The sequence below is a fragment of the Citrobacter sp. Cf072 genome (assembly GCF_030334485.1).
Taxonomy (GTDB): Bacteria; Pseudomonadota; Gammaproteobacteria; order Enterobacterales; family Enterobacteriaceae; genus Citrobacter; species Citrobacter freundii.
This window is the reverse complement of the sequence record NZ_JAOWDX010000047.1, coordinates 794,205-813,310: the sequence shown is the minus strand read 5'-3', so window position 1 is coordinate 813,310 and position 19,106 is coordinate 794,205. Positions and strand designations below refer to the sequence as shown.

Here is a 19,106-nt window from a genome sequence, read left to right as displayed (position 1 = left end):
ATTTAACAGGCAACACAGCAGATAAAGATAACGGGATTATCGATGAGCACAACCGAGCTGCATTCACTGGATTTATTAACCTTTCCGGTGTGGATTGTTTTGCCACATACCGAAGAGCTGGTGTTCGCTAATAACGTTGCACGGGAGCTAATGCAGGGTCTCTGTTTTTCCCCGCTCCGCAAGGGAACATTTTCAACGCATGCTCAAAATGACTTAACCATGTATCTCAGCGACTTGCGAAATCATCACCATGTAGTGGAAATTCTCACGGTTTACCGCGACGGTGAAGAGATTGCGATGGCAAGTCGCCTTTCCATTAAACCCCTGCCTGGCATGGGTGAAGTCATCCTTTTCGAAGGCATTGAGACGCCTGCTGCACAGGGTCTGAAAGCGAGCCGTTCAGCAACCTATCAGCGGAAAAAACAGGGATTTTATGCGCGCTTCTTCCAGACTAATTCCGCGCCAATGTTACTTATTGATCCGTCCCGCGATGGGTTGATCGTGGATGCAAACCTCAGTGCGCTCAATTTTTATGGATACACTCATGATGTGATGTGTCAGAAACATACATGGGAAATCAATATGCTGGGCCGCCATATACTTCCGGTGATGCATGAAATCGCCCATCTGCCCGGCGGCCATAAACCTTTGCATTTTGTCCATAAACTGGCTGATGGGACTTCCCGTCATGTGCAAACCTACGCCGGACCGATCGAAATTTACGGTAATAAACTGATGTTGTGCATTATTCATGACATTACCGAACAAAAGCGGCTGGAACAGGAGCTGGAGCGTGCGGCCCTGCGAGATGTTTTAACGGGATTACTTAACCGCCGACATTTTTATCAGGTAACCGAGCCGGAACAGACGCATGCGATATCATTGACGCAGGACTACAGCCTGTTGTTGATCGATACGGATCGCTTTAAAAGCATTAACGATCTGTTTGGCCATTTAAAAGGCGACGAAGTGCTTTGTGCTCTGGCACGCACCCTGGAATCCTGTGCGCGAAAAGACGATCTTATTTTTCGCTGGGGTGGTGAAGAATTTGTGCTGCTCCTGCCGCGAACGTCGCTGGATGTCGCTCTCAACCTAGCAGAAGTGATCCGTGCGACAGTGGCAAAGGTGACTCTCCCTGGCCTTCCCCGCTTTACCGTCAGCATTGGTGTAGCACGGCACGAAACAAATGAAAGTATCGATGAGTTATTCAAACGTGTTGACGACGCGTTGTACAAAGCCAAGAACGAAGGCAGGAACAGAGTGCTGGCCGCCTGATGTTTACGTCGTTCAGCGACTACGTTTAGCGTGACGCTCCCAGTTATCCTGTTTTGCCTGCGCGGTTTTACGCAATGCCACATAGCATGCCCCGCTGCCGCCGTGATGCGGCAGTGCGGCGCAGTATGCTTGCACGTCGTCAAATTCCGTCAACCAGCGCGCTACGTAGCTGCGAATAATATTGGCATGAGAATTATCGTCACGTCCCTTGCCGTGTATCACCAGCACGTTACGCAACCCTTCTTGCTGCGCCTGCAGAATAAAGCTAAAGAGCATCTGACGACATGTTTCAACAGGTTGGCGAATAAGATTAAGACTCGCCTGCTGCGGGTATTTTCCGTTTCGCAGCTTGTCAGTCACACCGTTCTGTAAACCTTCGCGACGAAACTCGAGCGGCACACTTAACGGGACAATATCGAGAAATCCCGTCGAGAGAAAATTATCCAGTTGAAGCGTATCGATACGCGCCGGAGTGCGAAGATTGCGCATGGGCTGCCAGTGTACATCGGTATGGCTTTTCAGCGGTTGAACATCCCCCATAGCGTCAAGAAACAACGATGCATCATCAAGGTTCATGTTTCATCCTCCAGCGTATTGCGACGGGCATTATCATAACCGCGCACTATTATACCGACAACTATACCGGTAACGCTTTACGGTTATTTCCAATAATTAACCGGATCCGTCGCGCTGAACCGATCTACTCACGACAAGTTGATATCCATTTTTAGAGGTATAGCTGCGACGGTCACTGGCGTGATAATGTGTAGCCTCGCCTGAATGCTGTAATGAGAGAAACGGATGCTTAACTTACTGGAAGACACCATCGACACGCCGCTGGGCCCGCTGTGGGTTATTTGTGATGAGCAATTTCGCCTGCGTGCAGTGGAATGGGATCAGCACAGCGATCGCATGGAACAATTGCTTGATATTCATTACCGCACAGAAGGTTATCAGCGCATTACCGCCAAAAACCCAGGTGGATTAAGCGACAAACTCGCTGAGTATTTTGCCGGAAACCTCAGCATCATTGACACGCTTGAAACGGCAACCGCAGGGACGCCTTTCCAGCGTGAAGTCTGGCAAGCGTTACGCACTATCCCCTGCGGGCAGGTCATGCATTATGGTCAACTGGCCGAAAAGTTGGGTCGCCCCGGTGCTGCAAGAGCCGTCGGCGCAGCTAATGGCTCCAATCCAGTAAGCATTGTGGTCCCCTGTCATCGCGTCATTGGACGTAACGGCACCATGACCGGATATGCCGGTGGCGTACAACGAAAAGAGTGGTTATTGCGCCACGAAGGTTATTTGCTACTCTAGACTCCAGGCAATTAATGCCTTATCCATCACACTTCCGCATAATGCGACCCCAAATTAATTGTGGCTAATCAAGCAGATACAAATATTCACTCCAGTTATGCCTGAATTATTCTCTCTTGGGAGTAGCTCAGGCTTACGTGCTCACCAAAAAGATGTTAAAATTGACAAATATCAATTACGGCTTGAGCAGACCTATGATCCCGGAAAAGCGAATTATACGGCGCATTCAGTCTGGCGGTTGTGCTATCCATTGCCAGGATTGCAGCATCAGCCAGCTTTGCATCCCGTTCACACTTAACGAGCATGAGCTTGACCAGCTCGATAACATCATCGAGCGCAAAAAGCCTATCCAAAAGGGGCAGACGCTCTTTAAAGCAGGTGATGAGCTTAAATCACTCTATGCTATCCGCTCCGGAACGATTAAAAGCTATACCATTACCGAACAAGGCGATGAGCAGATTACTGGCTTCCATCTGGCGGGCGATCTGGTCGGTTTTGACGCGATTGGCAGCGGACATCACCCGAGCTTTGCTCAGGCGCTGGAAACCTCGATGGTATGCGAAATTCCTTTCGAAACCCTTGATGACCTGTCCGGCAAAATGCCAAATCTGCGTCAGCAGATGATGCGTCTGATGAGTGGCGAAATCAAAGGCGACCAGGATATGATCCTGTTGTTGTCGAAGAAAAACGCTGAAGAGCGCCTGGCGGCCTTTATCTACAATTTGTCTCGTCGCTTTGCCCAGCGTGGATTCTCGCCTCGTGAATTCCGCCTGACCATGACCCGTGGCGACATCGGTAACTACCTCGGTCTGACGGTTGAAACCATCAGCCGCCTGCTGGGTCGTTTCCAGAAAAGCGGTATGCTGGCGGTGAAAGGCAAATACATCACTATTGAGAATAGCGACGCGCTGGCAGTTCTTGCTGGCCATACGCGTAACGTTGCGTAATCTTTCCGCAAGCATCTCTGTTATCCTTCTGTCAAATCGCTAAATTATCCCGATTTATTGATCTGGCAGGAGGTTATTCCCTGTTTCAAACCACATTATTGGGTTACTCTTTTAGTTACAAACTGCGATGACAGTTGTAAGGAGACCCTGTATGGCTATGTATAAAAATATGCTGGTCGTCATCGACCCGAACCAGGACGATCAACCAGCATTACGGCGAGCTGTTTATTTGCATCAACGGATTGGTGGCAAAATTAAAGCCTTTTTGCCGATCTATGACTTTTCCTATGAGATGACTACCCTGCTGTCGCCCGATGAGCGTACGGCAATGCGTCAGGGGGTTATCAGCCAGCGAACTGCATGGATACGTGAACAAGCGAAATACTATATCGAAGCAGGGATCCCTCTGGAGATTAAAGTGGTCTGGCATAACCGACCCTTTGAAGCCATTATCCAGGAAGTCATCAGCGCCAAGCATGACCTGGTCCTCAAGATGGCGCACCAACACGACCGCCTCGAAGCCGTAATATTTACGCCAACCGACTGGCATTTATTGCGTAAATGTCCAAGTCCGGTATGGATGGTGAAAGACCAACCATGGCCTGAAGGGGGTAAAGCACTGGTTGCAGTAAACCTCGCCAGTGAAGAGGCTTATCACAACGCGCTCAATGAAAAACTGGTCAAAGAGACGCTACAGCTTGCAGAACAGGTTAACCATACCGAAGTGCATCTGGTAGGCGCCTACCCTGTTACGCCAATCAACATCGCGATTGAACTGCCTGAATTTGATCCCAGCGTTTATAACGACGCAATCCGTGGACAGCATCTGCTGGCCATGAAGGCGCTACGCCAGAAATTCAGTATTGATGAGAAAGTGACGCACGTTGAAAAAGGCTTACCTGAAGAGGTCATTCCTGATTTAGCCGAGCACCTACAGGCAGGTATTGTGGTATTGGGGACCGTCGGACGTACCGGTATTTCTGCCGCGTTCCTTGGTAATACCGCGGAACAGGTTATCGATCATCTACGCTGTGACCTGCTGGTCATCAAGCCAGATGAATATCAGACGCCAGTTGAACTGGACGACGAAGAAGACGATTAACCACATAATAAAATGCCGGATGGCGATATCATCCGGCATTTTAAACGCCTAGTGTTGCTCCTCGCCGCCGAGGAAATAGATACCAAGCGGGATAGCCAACAGAATCGTAAACACCATGCTGTAGACACAAATCATTGCAGATTGAATGGCATACATTGAAGCGGTCCAGTCGGATAGCGGAATGTCATACTGTTCAATAACGCCGCCGATCGTCGCGCGCGTCACGACCGACGCTGCGATAATAAACACTCCAAGCAGGCACAACAAAAATTTCCGTCCCTTCGCTGTTTTCAGCTTAGCCATGATCATAGTACTGTCCTTTTGCAGATGAAAACCTTGTTACTTTGCGCTAACAATACCATGACATCAACTGACTGTCTGCTACATAAACCGCATACAGGGTTGACGTCAGCATTATTTCGCTGAAAATAACGCTGATTGCATTATTTATCTCTCCTTTTGATTAATGATCTGACCGCCCTAACTGAGTAAAATATCCGGGGATTAAGATGTCAGATGATATTTAGATAACATGGAGTTGCCAGGAAGAATCATGATCGCTGAACTGTTTATGAATAATGCGTTTAATTTGACGGTAATTCTCAGTTGCTGTGCCGCGCTGGTCCTGATGAGCGTCTGGTATCATCGTGAAGAGCGTCGCTGCAAAGGATTCATATTTCATGCCGCACAATTTTTTGTCTATGCCATTATCATTGGGACGTTTGGCAGCATTGCTAATAACGTTATCGAAAGTTACAGCCTGAAATTTATCTCCCCCAGCGTGGTCGACTTTATCTGCACCTCATTGATTGCGTTAATCCTGACCATTAAACTTTTTCTGGTGATTAATCAGTTTGAAAAGACGCAGATTAATAAAGGTAGAGATATCACCAGCGCGAGGATCCTGTCGCGTATCATCAAGATTACCATCGTGGTTGCCATCATTTTACTGTATGGCGAACACTTCGGTATGAGCTTATCCGGCCTGTTAACCTTTGGCGGCATCGGCGGTATCGCTGTGGGTATGGCGGGGAAAGATATTCTGAGCAACTTCTTCTCAGGCATTATGCTCTATTTCGACAGACCGTTTAGCATCGGCGACTGGATCCGCTCCCCGGACCGCAATATTGAAGGCACTGTGGCCGAAATTGGCTGGCGAATGACTAAAATAAACACCTTCGACCATCGTCCGTTGTATGTGCCAAACTCGATTTTCTCCTCCATCAGCGTAGAAAATCCAGGGCGCATGACCAACCGGCGTATTAAAACGGTGATCGGGTTACGATATGAGGATGCCGATAAAGTCGGTGCTGTTGTCGAGTCGGTCAGAGAAATGCTGCAAAACCATCCAGGAATAGACCAGAAACAAACTCTGTTGGTCTATTTTAATGAATTTGCCGATTCATCGTTGAATATCATGGTGTATTGCTTCACGAAAACCACCGTCTGGAAGGAATGGCTCGCGGTACAGCAAGACGTTTATTTAAAGATTATCACGATAGTCCAGGCAAATGGCGCCGACTTTGCGTTCCCCAGCCAGACGCTGTATATGGATAATCCTGAAGCATCGCCGTCGACACACTAACAAAAAAAGACGCGGAAATCCGCGTCTTTTTTGTACTTATTTCAATGAGGCAATATCAATTACAAAGCGGTATTTCACATCGCTTTTCAACATCCGCTGCCAGGCATGATTAATATCCTGAATATTGATCACTTCAACATCGGCGGTAATACCATGCTGACCGCAAAAATCGAGCATCTCTTGCGTTTCGGCAATACCGCCGATAACTGAACCCGCCACAGACCTACGTCCAAGGATCAGGGGAACCGTATTCAGAAACGGATCCAACGCACCGAGATAACCAACCAGCACCAGCGTACCGCTTAGTGCCAGGGGTGGGATATACGGGTTCAGGTCATGAACGTAGGGCACAGTATCGATAATCAGATCAAACTGATTCGCTGTCGCTTTCATCTGCTCACTGTCAGTGGAAAGCACAACATGACTGGCACCCAAACGTCTGGCATCAGCTTCTTTGCCCGGTGAACGCGTAAACAGCGTAACTTCCGCGCCCAGTGCATTTGCAAGTTTGATTGCCATATGCCCAAGTCCACCCAGACCGACAACCGCGACTTTACTGCCCTCGCCTACCTGCCAGTGGCGCAGAGGCGACCATGTCGTGATCCCGGCGCAGAGCAGCGGTGCCGCACCGCGTAAATCGATCCCTTCAGGGACCTTCACCACAAACTTTTCAGTAACGACAATTTTGTCAGAATAGCCGCCGAAAGTGGGCAAACCGTCATGACGGTCGATATCGTTATACGTTAGCGTGTTGCCTTCTTCGCAATATTGTTCCAGCCCTTGTTCACAGGCGCTACAGTGTTGACATGAATCAACCATGCAGCCTACCCCTGCGAGATCGCCCACGTTGAATTTCGTTACCGATTTACCAACATGCACCACGCGGCCAATGATTTCATGCCCTGGTACCATCGGATATTTAGCACCGCCCCAATCGTTGTAGGCGTTGTGGATATCCGAGTGGCAAACACCGCTGTATAAAATATCGATAACCACATCATCTTCACGCGGGTCACGACGAACAAAACTATGGGGGACTAAATCTTCTTTCACTGCCAGAGCAGCATAACCCTTCACGTTCATGACCATTGAGATCTCCTCAGGGATTAGGTGTTACCAGAACCAGCATAGTTCAGGGCAGCAGGTTGTACTCAGCGTCGCTAACCGGTTCCAGCCATTCGTTCGACGCGCCAGGGGCCGGGATTTCCACGGCGATATGGGCAAACCAACTATCACGCGCAGCGCCGTGCCAATGTTTCATTCCCGCGGGAATATGCACGACATCACCGGTTTCCAGCTCGCGCGCCGGTTGATTCCATTCCTGATACCAGCCTCTACCACCGGTCACCAGCAATATTTGTCCGCCCTCATGATGAACATGCCAGAAGTTACGACAACCCGGTTCAAATGCGACATTGCCAATTACCACACCTTCCATGGAGAGCATGGTCAGATAGCTATCACCAGTGAAATACTTCGCATAAGCTTCATTTTTCTCGCCTCGCGGAAAGACGCTGTTACCATCAAATTGTTCGTTCATAGTGACTCCAGTATGAATAATGTCTGCGGTGTTCGTGCAAAACATTCATCAAAAACCGTACGGGCATAGCAGGACAGGCCGTTCAGACTGCGAGGGAAACCGCAGTATGCTTAGAGCTGTGCTTCATTGAGCGTGAGTCCCGCATCCAGTTGGTATTGCATATTCGACTCTCCAGAGCGGTGGCAACATTGCACCACCGGGGGCTGAAAACAGTAAAATTATAGAGACTCGACGTGTCGGTGATTAGAGAGGAAAAGAAGGACAAACTTATGAGCTGAGTTCATCAATAATAAGCAGCAGGTACTCTTTATTTGCAGGTTACTGATTGATGACTTACGCCACAATCTCGATTAAATTGCCGTCAGGATCTTTTATCACCGCTTCGTAATAACCATCGCCCGTAGTGCGCGGACCTGAGACTAATATCCCCTGTTTCTGCGCTTGCATTGCAACGGCATCAACATTTTCATTGCCGCCAACAGAAATGGCGAGGTGTACCCATCCGCAACAATTATTGTCAGGTTGCTGCCCGACAAGACCCGGTTTGGTCATTAACTCAATTGCAATATCCTCGCCAATTTTGACAAAATAAGATTCAAACCCAGGGTTGGTTTTACTGCAGTATTTCTCGTTGATCTTACCGTCAAAAAATGAGACCCAGAAGCGAGCTTGCTGCTCGAGATTCTGTGTCCATAACGCCATATGCGCAATTTTCATAGCTTACCTCTTTCCGTTGTATCCAGAATAGTACGGTCCCTGTAAGGGATGTTGACATCGTTAATCATAATGCACGATCATGCACTTTATTGCTCGATTTTTATTTTACCTGGAGTATCTATGCTCGATTACGCCGCATTCCCGGAACAGCGCCAGGCGCTTATCTATCAGATCCTGCAAGAAAACGGCAGAGTCATTTGTTCTGAACTCGCGAACCGATTAGGCGTTTCTGAACATACAATTCGTCGTGACTTGCATGAATTGAGCAAAGATGGCGTATGCAAGAAGGTCTATGGTGGCGCGGTAATTGCACTCCCTGAATCCGAAGACATTGCCGTGCGCAAGGGTATTAATGTGGCCAAAAAGAGCAACATCGCGCAGCGATGTGCCAGACTGGTCAAATCCGGAAGCTGTATTTTTATCGACACGGGTAGCACCAATCTGGCGATGGCAGAAGCTCTGCCCGCCGAACTGGCGTTAACCGTGGTGACAAATTCACCGGAGATTGCCGCCGTTTTGCTAAAAAAACCGCTGTTTGAGGTCATTATGCTGGGCGGAGCGGTACAGAGATCTTCAGGCGGGTGTGTGGGAGCTTCCGCCATCGCGCAAGTGCAGGACATTTTATTCGATCAGGGATTTATTGGCGGCTGTGCGATGTCGCCTGAATCCGGCTTAACGGGGTTTGATTACGCGGATTGTGAGTTCAAAAAAGCGGTGATCAAACAATGTAATGAAACTATCGTCGCGCTAACCGCTGAAAAAATCCCAGCCGTCGCCCGATATGTCGTTACCGAAAGCAGCAATATTGATGTGATTGTTGTAGAGGACAACATCAGCAAAGAGTACGCCACAGCATTCCAGGCGCACGACATTCGGATTTATACCGTCTAACCGTGTCAGGCTCTCTGAAAACTTACTGTGCTAAACGTCGCTCCTGGCGTCAGCGCGGTGATAGCTGACAGACAATCCAAACGGATTTTTTGCTGATTTTCAGATTGCCCCACTACCAGAAATTCTTCTTTTTCCACGGTGGTACACGTCGTCAACGCTTTAGCATCAAAACATGTGCCATCCGTTAGTTCAATGCGCAACCAATAGTGGTACATGCAGGCGATTTCCAGATAATCATGAAGATCGCAATCTATCGGGTGATACTCTTCGGTCGTTTTCATCGCGTTACCTTCCCCAACGTCTTGTATATTCGGGAAATCGCCAACGCAACTTCCCGAACTATCCAGCTATTTCAACGCTTCAATGGGAGCGCCAAAATTAATATGCAGCACATTGCCGTCAATCACCAGCGCCGGAACAGATTTCACGCCAGCCACTTCAGCCTCGGTAACCCGATCAGGATGCTCTCCCAGGTGAACCACATCGATTTCAACATCCGCAGACAAGTGCTGCAGAAGAGCTTGTTCTGCGGAAACACAAACCGGGCAACCTGCATGATAGAAACGAGCTTTAGTCATGATACATCTCCTTTAAATTATAGTATCGACTCGATACTATAATTTATAGTACGTTGCTTTTATTCTTTGTCAATATAGTTTTCAATCGATACTATATGCCGAGGAGGATTTGTTATGCCCGACATGTCACTTTTCGACGTACTTGACCGGCTTTCCAGCCTGACACGGATGTGGTTTCGCCAGCATCCTTTACTGGTGGATCTCCAGCCAGTACAACTTAGTGCGTTAATGTATCTGGCCCGTTGTAACCGTTATTCCAATACGCCGCTTGGCGTGACAGACTACCTTGGTCTCACCAAAGGTACCGTGTCGCAATCGCTGAAGCTGTTGGAAAACAAAGGGTTGATTGTTCGCAAACCGGATGACCGTGATAAACGTAGCGTCCATCTACACTTAAGTGAGTCGGCCAATACCTTACTGGAAGCCCTGCTGCCCCCCACGTTTTTAGTGGAGGGTGAATCGGCAATGGGTGAACGGGCGAGCGTACTCAGAGAGCTGCTGTTAGAACTGTTACGCGGGATCCAGAGGACCAACAATGTGCCTGGCTTTGGTCTTTGCCATAGCTGTCGGTTCCACCAAAAAATTGATGGTCAGGGATTTTGTAATCTGACGAAAGATAGATTAACTGAAGAAGATTCGTCGCTGATTTGCCGTGAGCATCAACCGCCGGAAACGTAATGCGGTTAACAAAGGTTAACGAGAGGTGCTGGCGCTGAAATCCGCGCCAGCTCTGGTTTTAGATGAGGTTAACGAAGGTTATCAGGAGAGTGTATCCAACTAGTGCTTGGTTATGTACTCGCTCTGTAACAACATGTCTGATAATGGTTTTTTCTTATCTGCAAAAACTGATACCGACATTTTTACCGTAAGGAAAATAGTTTTCCGTTTTGTGATCTAGCAACGCTTTCAACAAAACGCTTTAGTCCATAGAGATAGCGTCACAAATACCTTCCAGCTCCGGCCAAAAACGGAATGCGTCCTCACGAATAAAGGCAAGAATGATACCTGGGTGCCCTGTTGCTCTCTCAACCCGAGGATAAACACCAAAAAGCCGAAGCTCGAATTACGATTGCGTGTGTCGTTCCCCTCATTATCCCATAACTTACACCGGTTACCTTCCCGACACTGAGTTAAACATCACTCATGCTTTACGACAACTGTCTTACGATCCCCTATTAAGATACACAGGAATGCAATGCCAACAGGGATAAGTGAACCCCACAATACGGCATTCCAGCCATAAAGATTCAGCAACGCACCGGATGAAAACGACCCGACAATCATTACGCCAAATACCACAAAATCATTCAGGGACTGCACCTGAGTCTTCTCTTCGGAGCGATGATAATCAATGATCTTCGCTGAAGCGCCGGTAAAACCAAAATTCCAGCCAACTCCCAGTAATATCAACGAGAGCCAGTAGTGGAAGATATCTGTTCCGCTGAGCCCGGCAAGAACAGAACCAGCCGTGATAAGCAATCCAGTTGCTGAAATCCGCATAGCGCCGAAACGGTTAATCAGCCTGCCGGTAAAAAATCCAGGACCATACATAGCAATAACGTGCCATTGAATCCCCAGATTGGAGGCTTGTTGAGAGATTCCATGCATATGCATTGAAAGGGGGGCGGCGGTCATCAGAAAATTCATCACCATATATGCAACTGCGCCACTGAACACGGTCTTCAGGAAACCCGGCTGCCGAACAATTTCCTTCAGAGAACGCCCTCCTGATTTGGCTGTCACAGTTGGCTCAGCGGGAATCACGCCCTTAAGACTGAAAGCTGAAATAGCTGCTACCAGAGCCTGAGCTATAAAGGTAATAACAAATGTGTGTGGTGGCAGAAGATTCATTGTTCCCGTCACCAGCATTGGCCCAATGACACCTGCTACCACGCCGCCCCCCATTACCAGAGATAATGCACGGGCTCGCCTTTCTGATGTCACTCCATCCGTTGCAGCAAAGCGAAAACTAAGTGCCACTGCAGCGTAAGCCCCTCCCAGGAAAGCGGCAAGGCAGAATAGCAAAAATGAACTAATAAAAACCGCAAGGGCAGCAATCAAGCCAGTAACCACTCCGGCCCCCGTCCCGACCATAAATGCGGCTTTACGTCCCTTTTTTTTCGCCAGTGCGCCAAAAGGAAGAATGCAGGCGGCCATGCCCAGGACAAACATGGTGATGGGGAATGTGGACAGAGCGCCGCTGGGAGCTATGGCATTACCAACAATGGCACCGGTAGCGTAGAAGACCACAGAGTTAGCCCCGGCAAGCGCCTGAGCCGCAGATAAGCGAATGATATTATTATTCTGCGCAGCCACTGGCAGTGTGTGTTCCAATGTCATTAGTTTAATTACCCTGATTCATGGTGAGTACAATCCGATAGCGTGCCTTTCCTGCTTTTAGCCTGTTAAGTGCGTCATTTGCCTGTTCGAAAGGTATAAGCTCAGTAATTGGCAGAGCCTGAAACAGATGGCTGAAATGTAATGCACGCTCAGTTTCCGCAGGAGTACTGATAAAAGATCCAGAAAGAGAGCGCTCAGCGCCAATTAACATACCAGGCATTATCTGCATTGGCTTTCGCCCCGTACCAAGGAGAATAACTTTTCCTTGTGGTGCCAGGGCAGGAACCAACAACGAAATGGTTTCTGAATCAGGTGCTGTAGCCACAATAAAATCTGCTCCTCCCAGACTTTTCAGTCGTTCAGTCACATCCTCACGGTGGCTATCAATATAGTGATGACTACCCAATTCCCGCGCCACAGCTTCCTTTTCATGCCCACGGGCAATGCCAACAACTTCAAACCCCATTTTTCGCGCATACTGAATTGCCATATGCCCCAGACCTCCAATACCCAGAATTGCCACTTTGTCGCCTGCTCTGGCCCCCGACTTTCGCAGTGCATTAAAAGTTGCAGTCCCCGCGCAGAGGACAGGTGCGGCATGGACTGAGGACAATTCTGAAGGTATGTTAATCAATGCGGTATGCCGAATAACGACATACTCCGCATAGCCGCCATCACAGCTGAGACCGGGTGTTACCTGGTTTTCACACAGATGAAAAAACCCGTTACGACAGGGCTTGCAATACTGACAGTAGCCGCCCAGACGCCCCACCCCCACGCGCTGTCCAATATTCCAGTGCGCCGGTACGGCCTCGCCTTTACTAGCGATATGCCCGATAATTTCATGTCCTGGAATGCGTGGAGGGTTTAAGCCTTGTTGTGTTTTTTCACAGTCACGAAGATCGGCTCCACAGACACCGCATACATCAATTTTAATCAGTACTTCATTGAAACCGGGAATTGGCATCGGCCTTTCAACCAACTCCAGCATCCCAGGAGAAGCGATCTGCATAGCACGAAAAGTTGTTTTCACGAAAAGTTACCTGTAGCGCACAGTTCTGACAGTGTTGTTATATGGCGAGGGCGACGAGAAAACGTGACACCATGTTATAAGCGGCAACAGTTGCAACAGCCTCTACCGTCTCTTTTTCACCCAGCCGTTTTTTGAGCCCTTCAATAACCCCTTCTTCCACAAAAACATCATAGGTGGATTGATCGGTAAGACTGATTAACAGCGACTCTGTCTCATCAAACAGAGATGAAATATCTGCTAACTGCAACGCATTCGCTTTTTCAGGTGTACCACCCGCATCAAGATAGGCCGGATAATGCACATTCCATTCAAACTCAGCTTTATTTAGCCATGCCACGCGCAGCATGATTAGCTCTCTGTATTCAAGATTCAGAGAAAATGCCTGACGGACACGGACTAGCAATTCATTCCAGCCGGTCGCAAGAGGAAAGCTTTTCAGTAATACACGATCAATACCAATTAGATTACCGCCGGGGCGACGCGCCTTTATCGCCTCGAGAAGTGCCTGCTCTACAGGTTCTCCGTCTTGCCAGGGTATAACGCGAGGGGTCGTCATAATGTGTTCCTATTTTTATTTTGAGTACAATGGTCATTGCCTCAGATCAGAATTAGGTCGCCTTCAATCGTCATGTTTTGTGCCAGAAGCCATCTGTTTGGAGAAGCACTAATAACCCGGCAATGGATCTGCTCAAACTGGCGGATATTTCCATTTCCACTGACACGAATAACGTATTGCAGCCTATCAGAGCTATTATCTGCGGATGATTGGCAACGCGCGGATATATTTGTCATGAGTTCTCCGCACGTCTGAATTTCAAGATACGTAAGGATGATCCCAACCTGCTCTGCCTCATGAGCAAAAGCAGTTGTCATACAGGCATTAAAAGCAGCCAGCATGAGTTGCTGAGGATTCGCAGCCAGCCCTTGTCCGCCCAGCATTTCAGGTTCATCTGAATCAATAACATAATGTGAAGAGGGTTGAATTTGTTCCCCGATAATGCACGATCGGCAGCATGTTTGGCTGGCTTTGCCCCCCTTCCACGTCGTTACAAGATCATATTTCGCAACGTCGTGTTCCATATAACCTCCTGCGCCGCACACGGTTGTCCGCGTGCGGCATTGTTATCAGGCGTTACGACCGGCCATCACACCACCGTCGATATCCCAAATCGCGCCAGTAACCCAGCCTGTCTTGTCAGACAGCAGGAATGCTACCGTTTCAGCTATATCAACCGGTGTCCCTACACGACCAATCGGATGGAAGCTATCGAAGCTGTTCATTACATCCTTCACATCGTCTTTAGGGATAAAACCTTCGTAAATCGGTGTATGTACGACCGCAGGAGAAACTGCGTTCACACGAATCCCGTTGCTGCCCAACTCAATCGCCAGATTTTTAGTCAACGCATGAAGACCCGCTTTTGCCATGGAGTAAGCTGAAGAAGGTGTAGCGCCTATAGCTTGCTGTGCCCACATAGAGCCAATATTGACGATAGATCCCTTGATACCTGCCTCAACCATATTGCGCACAACATCACGGGTAATGAAGAAAGTGGCACGGTTAATGCTCATATACATGTCGTAATCGGAAGCTTCATGCTCGGTAAACGGTTTCGGGAAGAACACGCCAGCCGCATTCACCAGCAAGCTAACGTCTTTATGCTCTGCATTGATGGTATCCAGCACATGTTTCATTCCTTCTTCGGTCATCAAATCGGCAACAATAATGGCAACCTGACCTTCTGCCGCAAGAGCCTGACGGGCTTGCTCTGCTTTGTCCTGGCGATTGCCAATCAGCACCACGCTACCACCGTTTTTCAATACCAGTTTCGCTGTTTCGAAACCCATACCGCTGGTACCACCTACTACTAACAATTTTTTACCTGTAAATAATGCGCTCATCGTTAACCTCTTGAAGGATTGATTACTGCTTTTGTGTGAACGAATGATGGCATCAACGACGAGGACTGACGAATCAGAAGATTTTGCTGGCCGCTAAAGAAAATCTTTCTCGCAATTAGCAACATCTAAGAGCCAGATTATCTCTTAGATGTTATACCGTTTAAGGACTTGTAAAACCTTTATTTTTCAAGGAGCTTAAATAATGGTGATACAACCAGCATAAAGCCCATAAGCGATACGAAAATCACCGCAGGGGATTTATATTTTTGTAAAGATGGCACTCGCCAGATCAGGTAGCATGGAATAAGGCAAGAAACTAACCCAAAGGTTCCCACAGTCCATTGGAGTAAAGCCATTGTAGACACATCGGCAACAACCCATCCCCAAAGAAGAATGATCGCAGTAAGTGTAACCAGATAAGGGAGAAAATTATTAAATTTCTTACCACGTACAATGAAGCGGTCTGCAATATTGATAATAATTCCTGATAATGCATCGTAAAAACCGAGATAAATACCGAAAAAAGAAGTTAAAATAGCAGAAATACTTAATAAAACTGATAGTACTGGTATAAATCCACCAGTGTTTTCAGGGATAATCTTTGCCATCAGCGCCAGAGCTGAGGTATTTTGAGAAATCCCCATCTCTGCTTGCTCAGGTGTGGTCGAAAACATAAATGAAAACGCAAAAAACAGGACAGACACAACAAGGATAATATATGCTATTCGACTTGCCCGGAGAGCGCGAAATGTAGCGATTTTAGGGTCTGATTCAATTTTTCTGAATGCAATATTCATTGGATTAAGAACCTGAATAAATACAATCGAAAATAATGCAAAAGGGAGAGAAACCAAAACATCTCTCATTAAATCAATTAAACTGTCAGGGCTTGTCATACTGACATTATTGATGTTCCAATAAGGGACCATCAATGCACCTAACACAATTATAACCATGAGTTTAAATACAATAAATGGCCCAGAAATTTTAAAGAGCAAACGTTCCCCACGAGAGGCAACCAGAACCATTGCTACCAACAATACCAGAGGAAACCATAACGTATCGGATAGTGAATGTTGAGTAACACCAAAACGCTGCAAATAACTCGATGTATCATTAGTTATAGTAGCCGCATAACCCAACATCCCCTTCAATATTGTAAAAAAATAGAGAAAGCTCAAAAAAGCCCCCCAGTTTCTCCCTAAATATTGCGTTATAGTTCCCGCATAATCTGTCTGTTGTGTTTCGGAAAGAGAGGTAATATACAATTTTGTTAATAGATAAACTATAGGATATGTAATGAGTAATGCAATCGCAGTTGCCCAAAAACCTTTAACACTCATTTGCAATGGCATAAATACAATTCCGGAGCCAATTGCCATGCCGATACACATGATTACCCAACCGACATCATAAGAAGTAAATGGGATTTTATTTTTTCCAACATTTTCCTTAACATTGTCTAATGCCATTTCTTGTTTCATTTATTAATAAACTCCAGGACAGATGTTCAGTAGGCAAAGCTTTATATTAGATCTTATTACTTAGATCATATGGGAAGAAAAGATTCTGCTATCAGATCTATTTCCCCCATACTATTTAATTAGCAAAAATTTATTTTACCAATACTTATTTTTCACAGATGGTTACTATATTCATCCGTTTTTCGGCATCTTTTCTAAGTGTCATACCAAAACCGGGGGTTACAGGAACAGCAATTTTTCCATTTACTGGCTGTAAATCTTCTTCAAACAACTCCCGGTTACAAGATTTAAGATTAAAAGAGTGGTGCTCATGGATCTCAAAATTTGGAATAGCTGCTTCAAATTGTAATGCCATCGCGATAGCAAGTGGCGAACCACAATTATGCGCCTGAACCCCGACGTCAAAAGCATGTGCCAAATGAGCAATCTTCATACCTTCTGTGATACCACCAACCAGGCCAATATCAGGTTGAATCATGTCGATGGCACCTTGTTGAAGATACGGCAGGAATCCCCATCGGGTATATAATCGCTCCCCTGTTGCAACAGGAATGGATGATTCCCTGGAGACTTTTATTTGCGCCTCTGGACTATTGTAGTGGGTAGGTTCTTCCATGAACAAAATATTTAAATCAGAAAAGTGATCGGCAAGCTGTAACGCTCCGGAAGTTGAAGTAAGTGAATTCCATTCAATAATGATGTCACACTCCTCACCAATTCCTTCACGGACCGCCTCCATACGAGAACGCGCCAGTTTGCGTTCGGCTGGAGTAAACACCCCCCGTTTACGAATACGTTCCCCATTAGCATCAACATAAACAGGGCAAAGCTTCACGCAATCATAGCCTTCAGCTCGCGCAATTTGTGCTGTTTCTCGAAATTCAGCAGGATCGTTAAGCATCAATGATTCATCGGTCCAACCAAAGTGAAGCTGGCTCGCATAGCAACGCAAAGGTGCTGGTGTTTTTGCTCCCAGCAGGCGATGAACCGATAAGCCTGCGGCTCTGCCTTTTATATCCCAAAGTGCCGCATCCAAAGCGCTCATAGCCCCAAATATCACGGGTCCTCCCCCTAAGGCCCAAAATGAACGCTGTCGCATGATTTCCCATAGCGTTTCAGTATCATTAGGGTCTTGTCCCAGAAGAAAACGTTCAGCAAGTATACGAATCATCGGAGCAATAGCCTCTGATGCCGTACCATAAGCAAGGCTCGCTTCCCCCATACCAGAGATTCCTTCATCAGTATGTATTCGCACGTAAATTGGTCGCCACAAATCAAGTCCATTTTGCCCGGACAGATCAATTTCAAGTGTTTCTATCTTCGTAATCTTCACTCTAAAAACTCCTTTAGATAAAAATTTTCATCTGGCCGAATTTATCGCCCTGACTTTTGTTATTACTGAGTTCTTTCATTTATATATTATTTGGTACCGGAAAATTCTATACGCCCAATAGCTACTTTGTCATTTCTAAAAAAAGACAGATGATGTAGAGCAGCCGCCATTTATGTTACAGCGAAGAATATAAAAATTAACATACTTATTCAGTGAGTGAGGCAAGTCACATTTATAAAATAAAACTAATACCTTTTCTTCATATAATCCAGAGGAGCATGTCCCATAGTAAGATGAAATGCATAAACAAATGCAGAACTAGAGCTATATCCTAATTCTATCGCGGTTTCTGTTACTCCTTTACCACAGTCGAGTAACTCAATAGCTTTCATTAACCGCAGACGTTTTTTCCAGGAACGTAAACTCATTCCTGTTTCGATAGTAAAACGTCTTGATAATGTACGCTCCGACATTCCCAGTTCATGGCACCATTCTTCCTGTGATCGTGTATCCGAAGGGTTTTCGCATAATGATTCACATATTTTTACCAATGATCGATTTTGAGGCCAGGGTAAAATAAATTGAGCACTACGAACATTTTCCAGATGGTATAAAATTAACTGTATTAGTTTCTCTATATAATCTTCATCATTTATTCTTCTGTCTGATATTTCTAAGATAAGCGCCTTAAGGAATGGGGAAACATCAAAAATGGTGGGTTCCGATATGTCAAATTGATTGTGAGCATCGTTAGCTATCCATAAGCTATTAAAATAAGCTCCTTGTGATGAGCCGACCTGATGTTGAGTTCCCGCAGGCAACCAGACAGCCTGTGATTTCGGTGAAATCAAAAATGATTGTTCAATTGTTTTAACCATTAAATCACCTGCTGTCGCATAAACGACCTGATGCCATTTGTGCTTATGCTCAGGAAAACAATGATTTGCAGGTATAAATTCTTTCCGTATGGTTAACGGATTCGGAGCGGTGATATGGTGCGCTATATTCAGTGAAGTCCATTCCATAATATCGCCTAAAATATAAAATTATTACATTAAATAT

Annotated in this window: 22 protein-coding genes; 7 read left to right on the top strand and 15 right to left on the bottom strand. The window is 46.6% G+C overall.

The window, feature by feature from the left end; translation table 11 throughout:
* The first annotated feature begins 42 nt into the window (after positions 1-42).
* Positions 43-1,275: a GGDEF domain-containing protein gene (locus OGX66_RS22685; protein ID WP_003843938.1), complete on the top strand. Its 1,233-nt coding sequence runs from the start codon at positions 43-45 to the stop codon at positions 1,273-1,275.
* Between the two features lie 12 nt (positions 1,276-1,287).
* Here the strand turns inward: OGX66_RS22685 and smrA are convergent, their stop codons facing one another.
* Positions 1,288-1,851: a DNA endonuclease SmrA gene (gene smrA / locus OGX66_RS22680; RefSeq protein ID WP_003843940.1), complete on the bottom strand. Its 564-nt coding sequence runs from the start codon at positions 1,849-1,851 to the stop codon at positions 1,288-1,290.
* 225 nt (positions 1,852-2,076) lie between these two features.
* Here smrA and ogt point away from each other — a divergent pair, with 225 nt between their 5' ends.
* The 3 genes from ogt to uspE all read left to right on the top strand — a co-directional run bounded on the left by ogt (position 2,077) and on the right by uspE (position 4,641).
* Positions 2,077-2,592 (top strand): methylated-DNA--[protein]-cysteine S-methyltransferase, encoded by a 516-nt coding sequence (gene ogt / locus OGX66_RS22675; protein ID WP_049003283.1) that lies wholly within the window; start codon positions 2,077-2,079, stop codon positions 2,590-2,592.
* Between the two features lie 194 nt (positions 2,593-2,786).
* Positions 2,787-3,539 (top strand): fumarate/nitrate reduction transcriptional regulator Fnr, encoded by a 753-nt coding sequence (gene fnr, locus OGX66_RS22670; protein ID WP_003020397.1) that lies wholly within the window; start codon positions 2,787-2,789, stop codon positions 3,537-3,539.
* Positions 3,540-3,690: 151 nt separating this feature from the next.
* On the top strand, positions 3,691-4,641 hold the full coding sequence (gene uspE, locus OGX66_RS22665) for a universal stress protein UspE (protein ID WP_003840808.1): 951 nt from the start codon (positions 3,691-3,693) through the stop codon (positions 4,639-4,641).
* 48 nt (positions 4,642-4,689) lie between these two features.
* Here the strand turns inward: uspE and OGX66_RS22660 are convergent, their stop codons facing one another.
* A complete protein-coding gene (locus OGX66_RS22660; RefSeq protein WP_003020403.1) occupies positions 4,690-4,950 on the bottom strand; it encodes a DUF2534 family protein in 261 nt (86 codons plus the stop codon).
* Between the two features lie 244 nt (positions 4,951-5,194).
* Here OGX66_RS22660 and OGX66_RS22655 point away from each other — a divergent pair, with 244 nt between their 5' ends.
* On the top strand, positions 5,195-6,226 hold the full coding sequence (locus tag OGX66_RS22655) for a mechanosensitive ion channel family protein (protein WP_003020406.1): 1,032 nt from the start codon (positions 5,195-5,197) through the stop codon (positions 6,224-6,226).
* 36 nt (positions 6,227-6,262) lie between these two features.
* Here the strand turns inward: OGX66_RS22655 and OGX66_RS22650 are convergent, their stop codons facing one another.
* The 3 genes from OGX66_RS22650 to OGX66_RS22640 all read right to left on the bottom strand — a co-directional run bounded on the left by OGX66_RS22650 (position 6,263) and on the right by OGX66_RS22640 (position 8,483).
* Positions 6,263-7,315, bottom strand: a complete 1,053-nt coding sequence (locus OGX66_RS22650; protein ID WP_181640936.1) for an NAD(P)-dependent alcohol dehydrogenase — start codon at positions 7,313-7,315, stop codon at positions 6,263-6,265.
* A gap of 43 nt (positions 7,316-7,358) precedes the next feature.
* Positions 7,359-7,766 (bottom strand): cupin domain-containing protein, encoded by a 408-nt coding sequence (locus tag OGX66_RS22645; protein ID WP_044710869.1) that lies wholly within the window; start codon positions 7,764-7,766, stop codon positions 7,359-7,361.
* A gap of 333 nt (positions 7,767-8,099) precedes the next feature.
* Positions 8,100-8,483 (bottom strand): VOC family protein, encoded by a 384-nt coding sequence (locus tag OGX66_RS22640; protein WP_003840800.1) that lies wholly within the window; start codon positions 8,481-8,483, stop codon positions 8,100-8,102.
* Between the two features lie 120 nt (positions 8,484-8,603).
* Here OGX66_RS22640 and OGX66_RS22635 point away from each other — a divergent pair, with 120 nt between their 5' ends.
* Entirely contained in the window at positions 8,604-9,374 is a 771-nt protein-coding gene (locus tag OGX66_RS22635) for a DeoR/GlpR family DNA-binding transcription regulator (protein ID WP_003843948.1), read from the top strand.
* 5 nt (positions 9,375-9,379) lie between these two features.
* On the opposite strand, the gene OGX66_RS22630 is transcribed toward OGX66_RS22635, so the two are convergent.
* Together OGX66_RS22630 and OGX66_RS22625 are read right to left on the bottom strand one after the other, a co-directional pair.
* Positions 9,380-9,655 carry a Rho-binding antiterminator gene (locus OGX66_RS22630; protein WP_044710874.1) on the bottom strand — a complete coding sequence of 92 codons (276 nt, stop codon included), beginning with the start codon at positions 9,653-9,655 and terminating at the stop codon, positions 9,380-9,382.
* A 66-nt stretch (positions 9,656-9,721) separates the two neighbouring features.
* Positions 9,722-9,952, bottom strand: coding sequence for a glutaredoxin family protein (locus OGX66_RS22625; protein WP_016150313.1), 231 nt, complete (start codon positions 9,950-9,952; stop codon positions 9,722-9,724).
* Positions 9,953-10,066: 114 nt separating this feature from the next.
* On the opposite strand from OGX66_RS22625, the gene OGX66_RS22620 reads away from it, so the two are divergent.
* A complete protein-coding gene (locus OGX66_RS22620; RefSeq protein ID WP_270921826.1) occupies positions 10,067-10,630 on the top strand; it encodes a MarR family winged helix-turn-helix transcriptional regulator in 564 nt (187 codons plus the stop codon).
* Positions 10,631-11,089: 459 nt separating this feature from the next.
* On the opposite strand, the gene OGX66_RS22615 is transcribed toward OGX66_RS22620, so the two are convergent.
* The 8 genes from OGX66_RS22615 to OGX66_RS22580 form a co-directional block, all read right to left on the bottom strand.
* Complete coding sequence (locus OGX66_RS22615; RefSeq protein WP_270921827.1) at positions 11,090-12,292, bottom strand: MFS transporter; 1,203 nt, start codon at positions 12,290-12,292, stop codon at positions 11,090-11,092.
* 4 nt (positions 12,293-12,296) lie between these two features.
* Complete coding sequence (locus tag OGX66_RS22610; RefSeq protein ID WP_270921828.1) at positions 12,297-13,325, bottom strand: zinc-binding dehydrogenase; 1,029 nt, start codon at positions 13,323-13,325, stop codon at positions 12,297-12,299.
* Positions 13,326-13,362: 37 nt separating this feature from the next.
* The gene (locus OGX66_RS22605) at positions 13,363-13,881 is read right to left on the bottom strand and encodes a carboxymuconolactone decarboxylase family protein (RefSeq protein ID WP_270921829.1); all 519 of its coding nucleotides are present in this window, start codon (positions 13,879-13,881) and stop codon (positions 13,363-13,365) included.
* A gap of 41 nt (positions 13,882-13,922) precedes the next feature.
* The gene (locus tag OGX66_RS22600) at positions 13,923-14,405 is read right to left on the bottom strand and encodes an OsmC family protein (protein ID WP_270921830.1); all 483 of its coding nucleotides are present in this window, start codon (positions 14,403-14,405) and stop codon (positions 13,923-13,925) included.
* A gap of 45 nt (positions 14,406-14,450) precedes the next feature.
* A complete protein-coding gene (locus tag OGX66_RS22595) occupies positions 14,451-15,227 on the bottom strand; it encodes an SDR family NAD(P)-dependent oxidoreductase (protein ID WP_058842679.1) in 777 nt (258 codons plus the stop codon).
* Positions 15,228-15,406: 179 nt separating this feature from the next.
* Positions 15,407-16,711, bottom strand: a complete 1,305-nt coding sequence (locus OGX66_RS22590; protein WP_270921831.1) for an aromatic amino acid transport family protein — start codon at positions 16,709-16,711, stop codon at positions 15,407-15,409.
* Positions 16,712-16,856: 145 nt separating this feature from the next.
* A complete protein-coding gene (locus tag OGX66_RS22585) occupies positions 16,857-18,044 on the bottom strand; it encodes a mandelate racemase/muconate lactonizing enzyme family protein (protein ID WP_058842681.1) in 1,188 nt (395 codons plus the stop codon).
* Positions 18,045-18,289: 245 nt separating this feature from the next.
* On the bottom strand, positions 18,290-19,069 hold the full coding sequence (locus tag OGX66_RS22580) for an AraC family transcriptional regulator (RefSeq protein WP_270921832.1): 780 nt from the start codon (positions 19,067-19,069) through the stop codon (positions 18,290-18,292).
* Positions 19,070-19,106 lie beyond the last annotated feature (37 nt).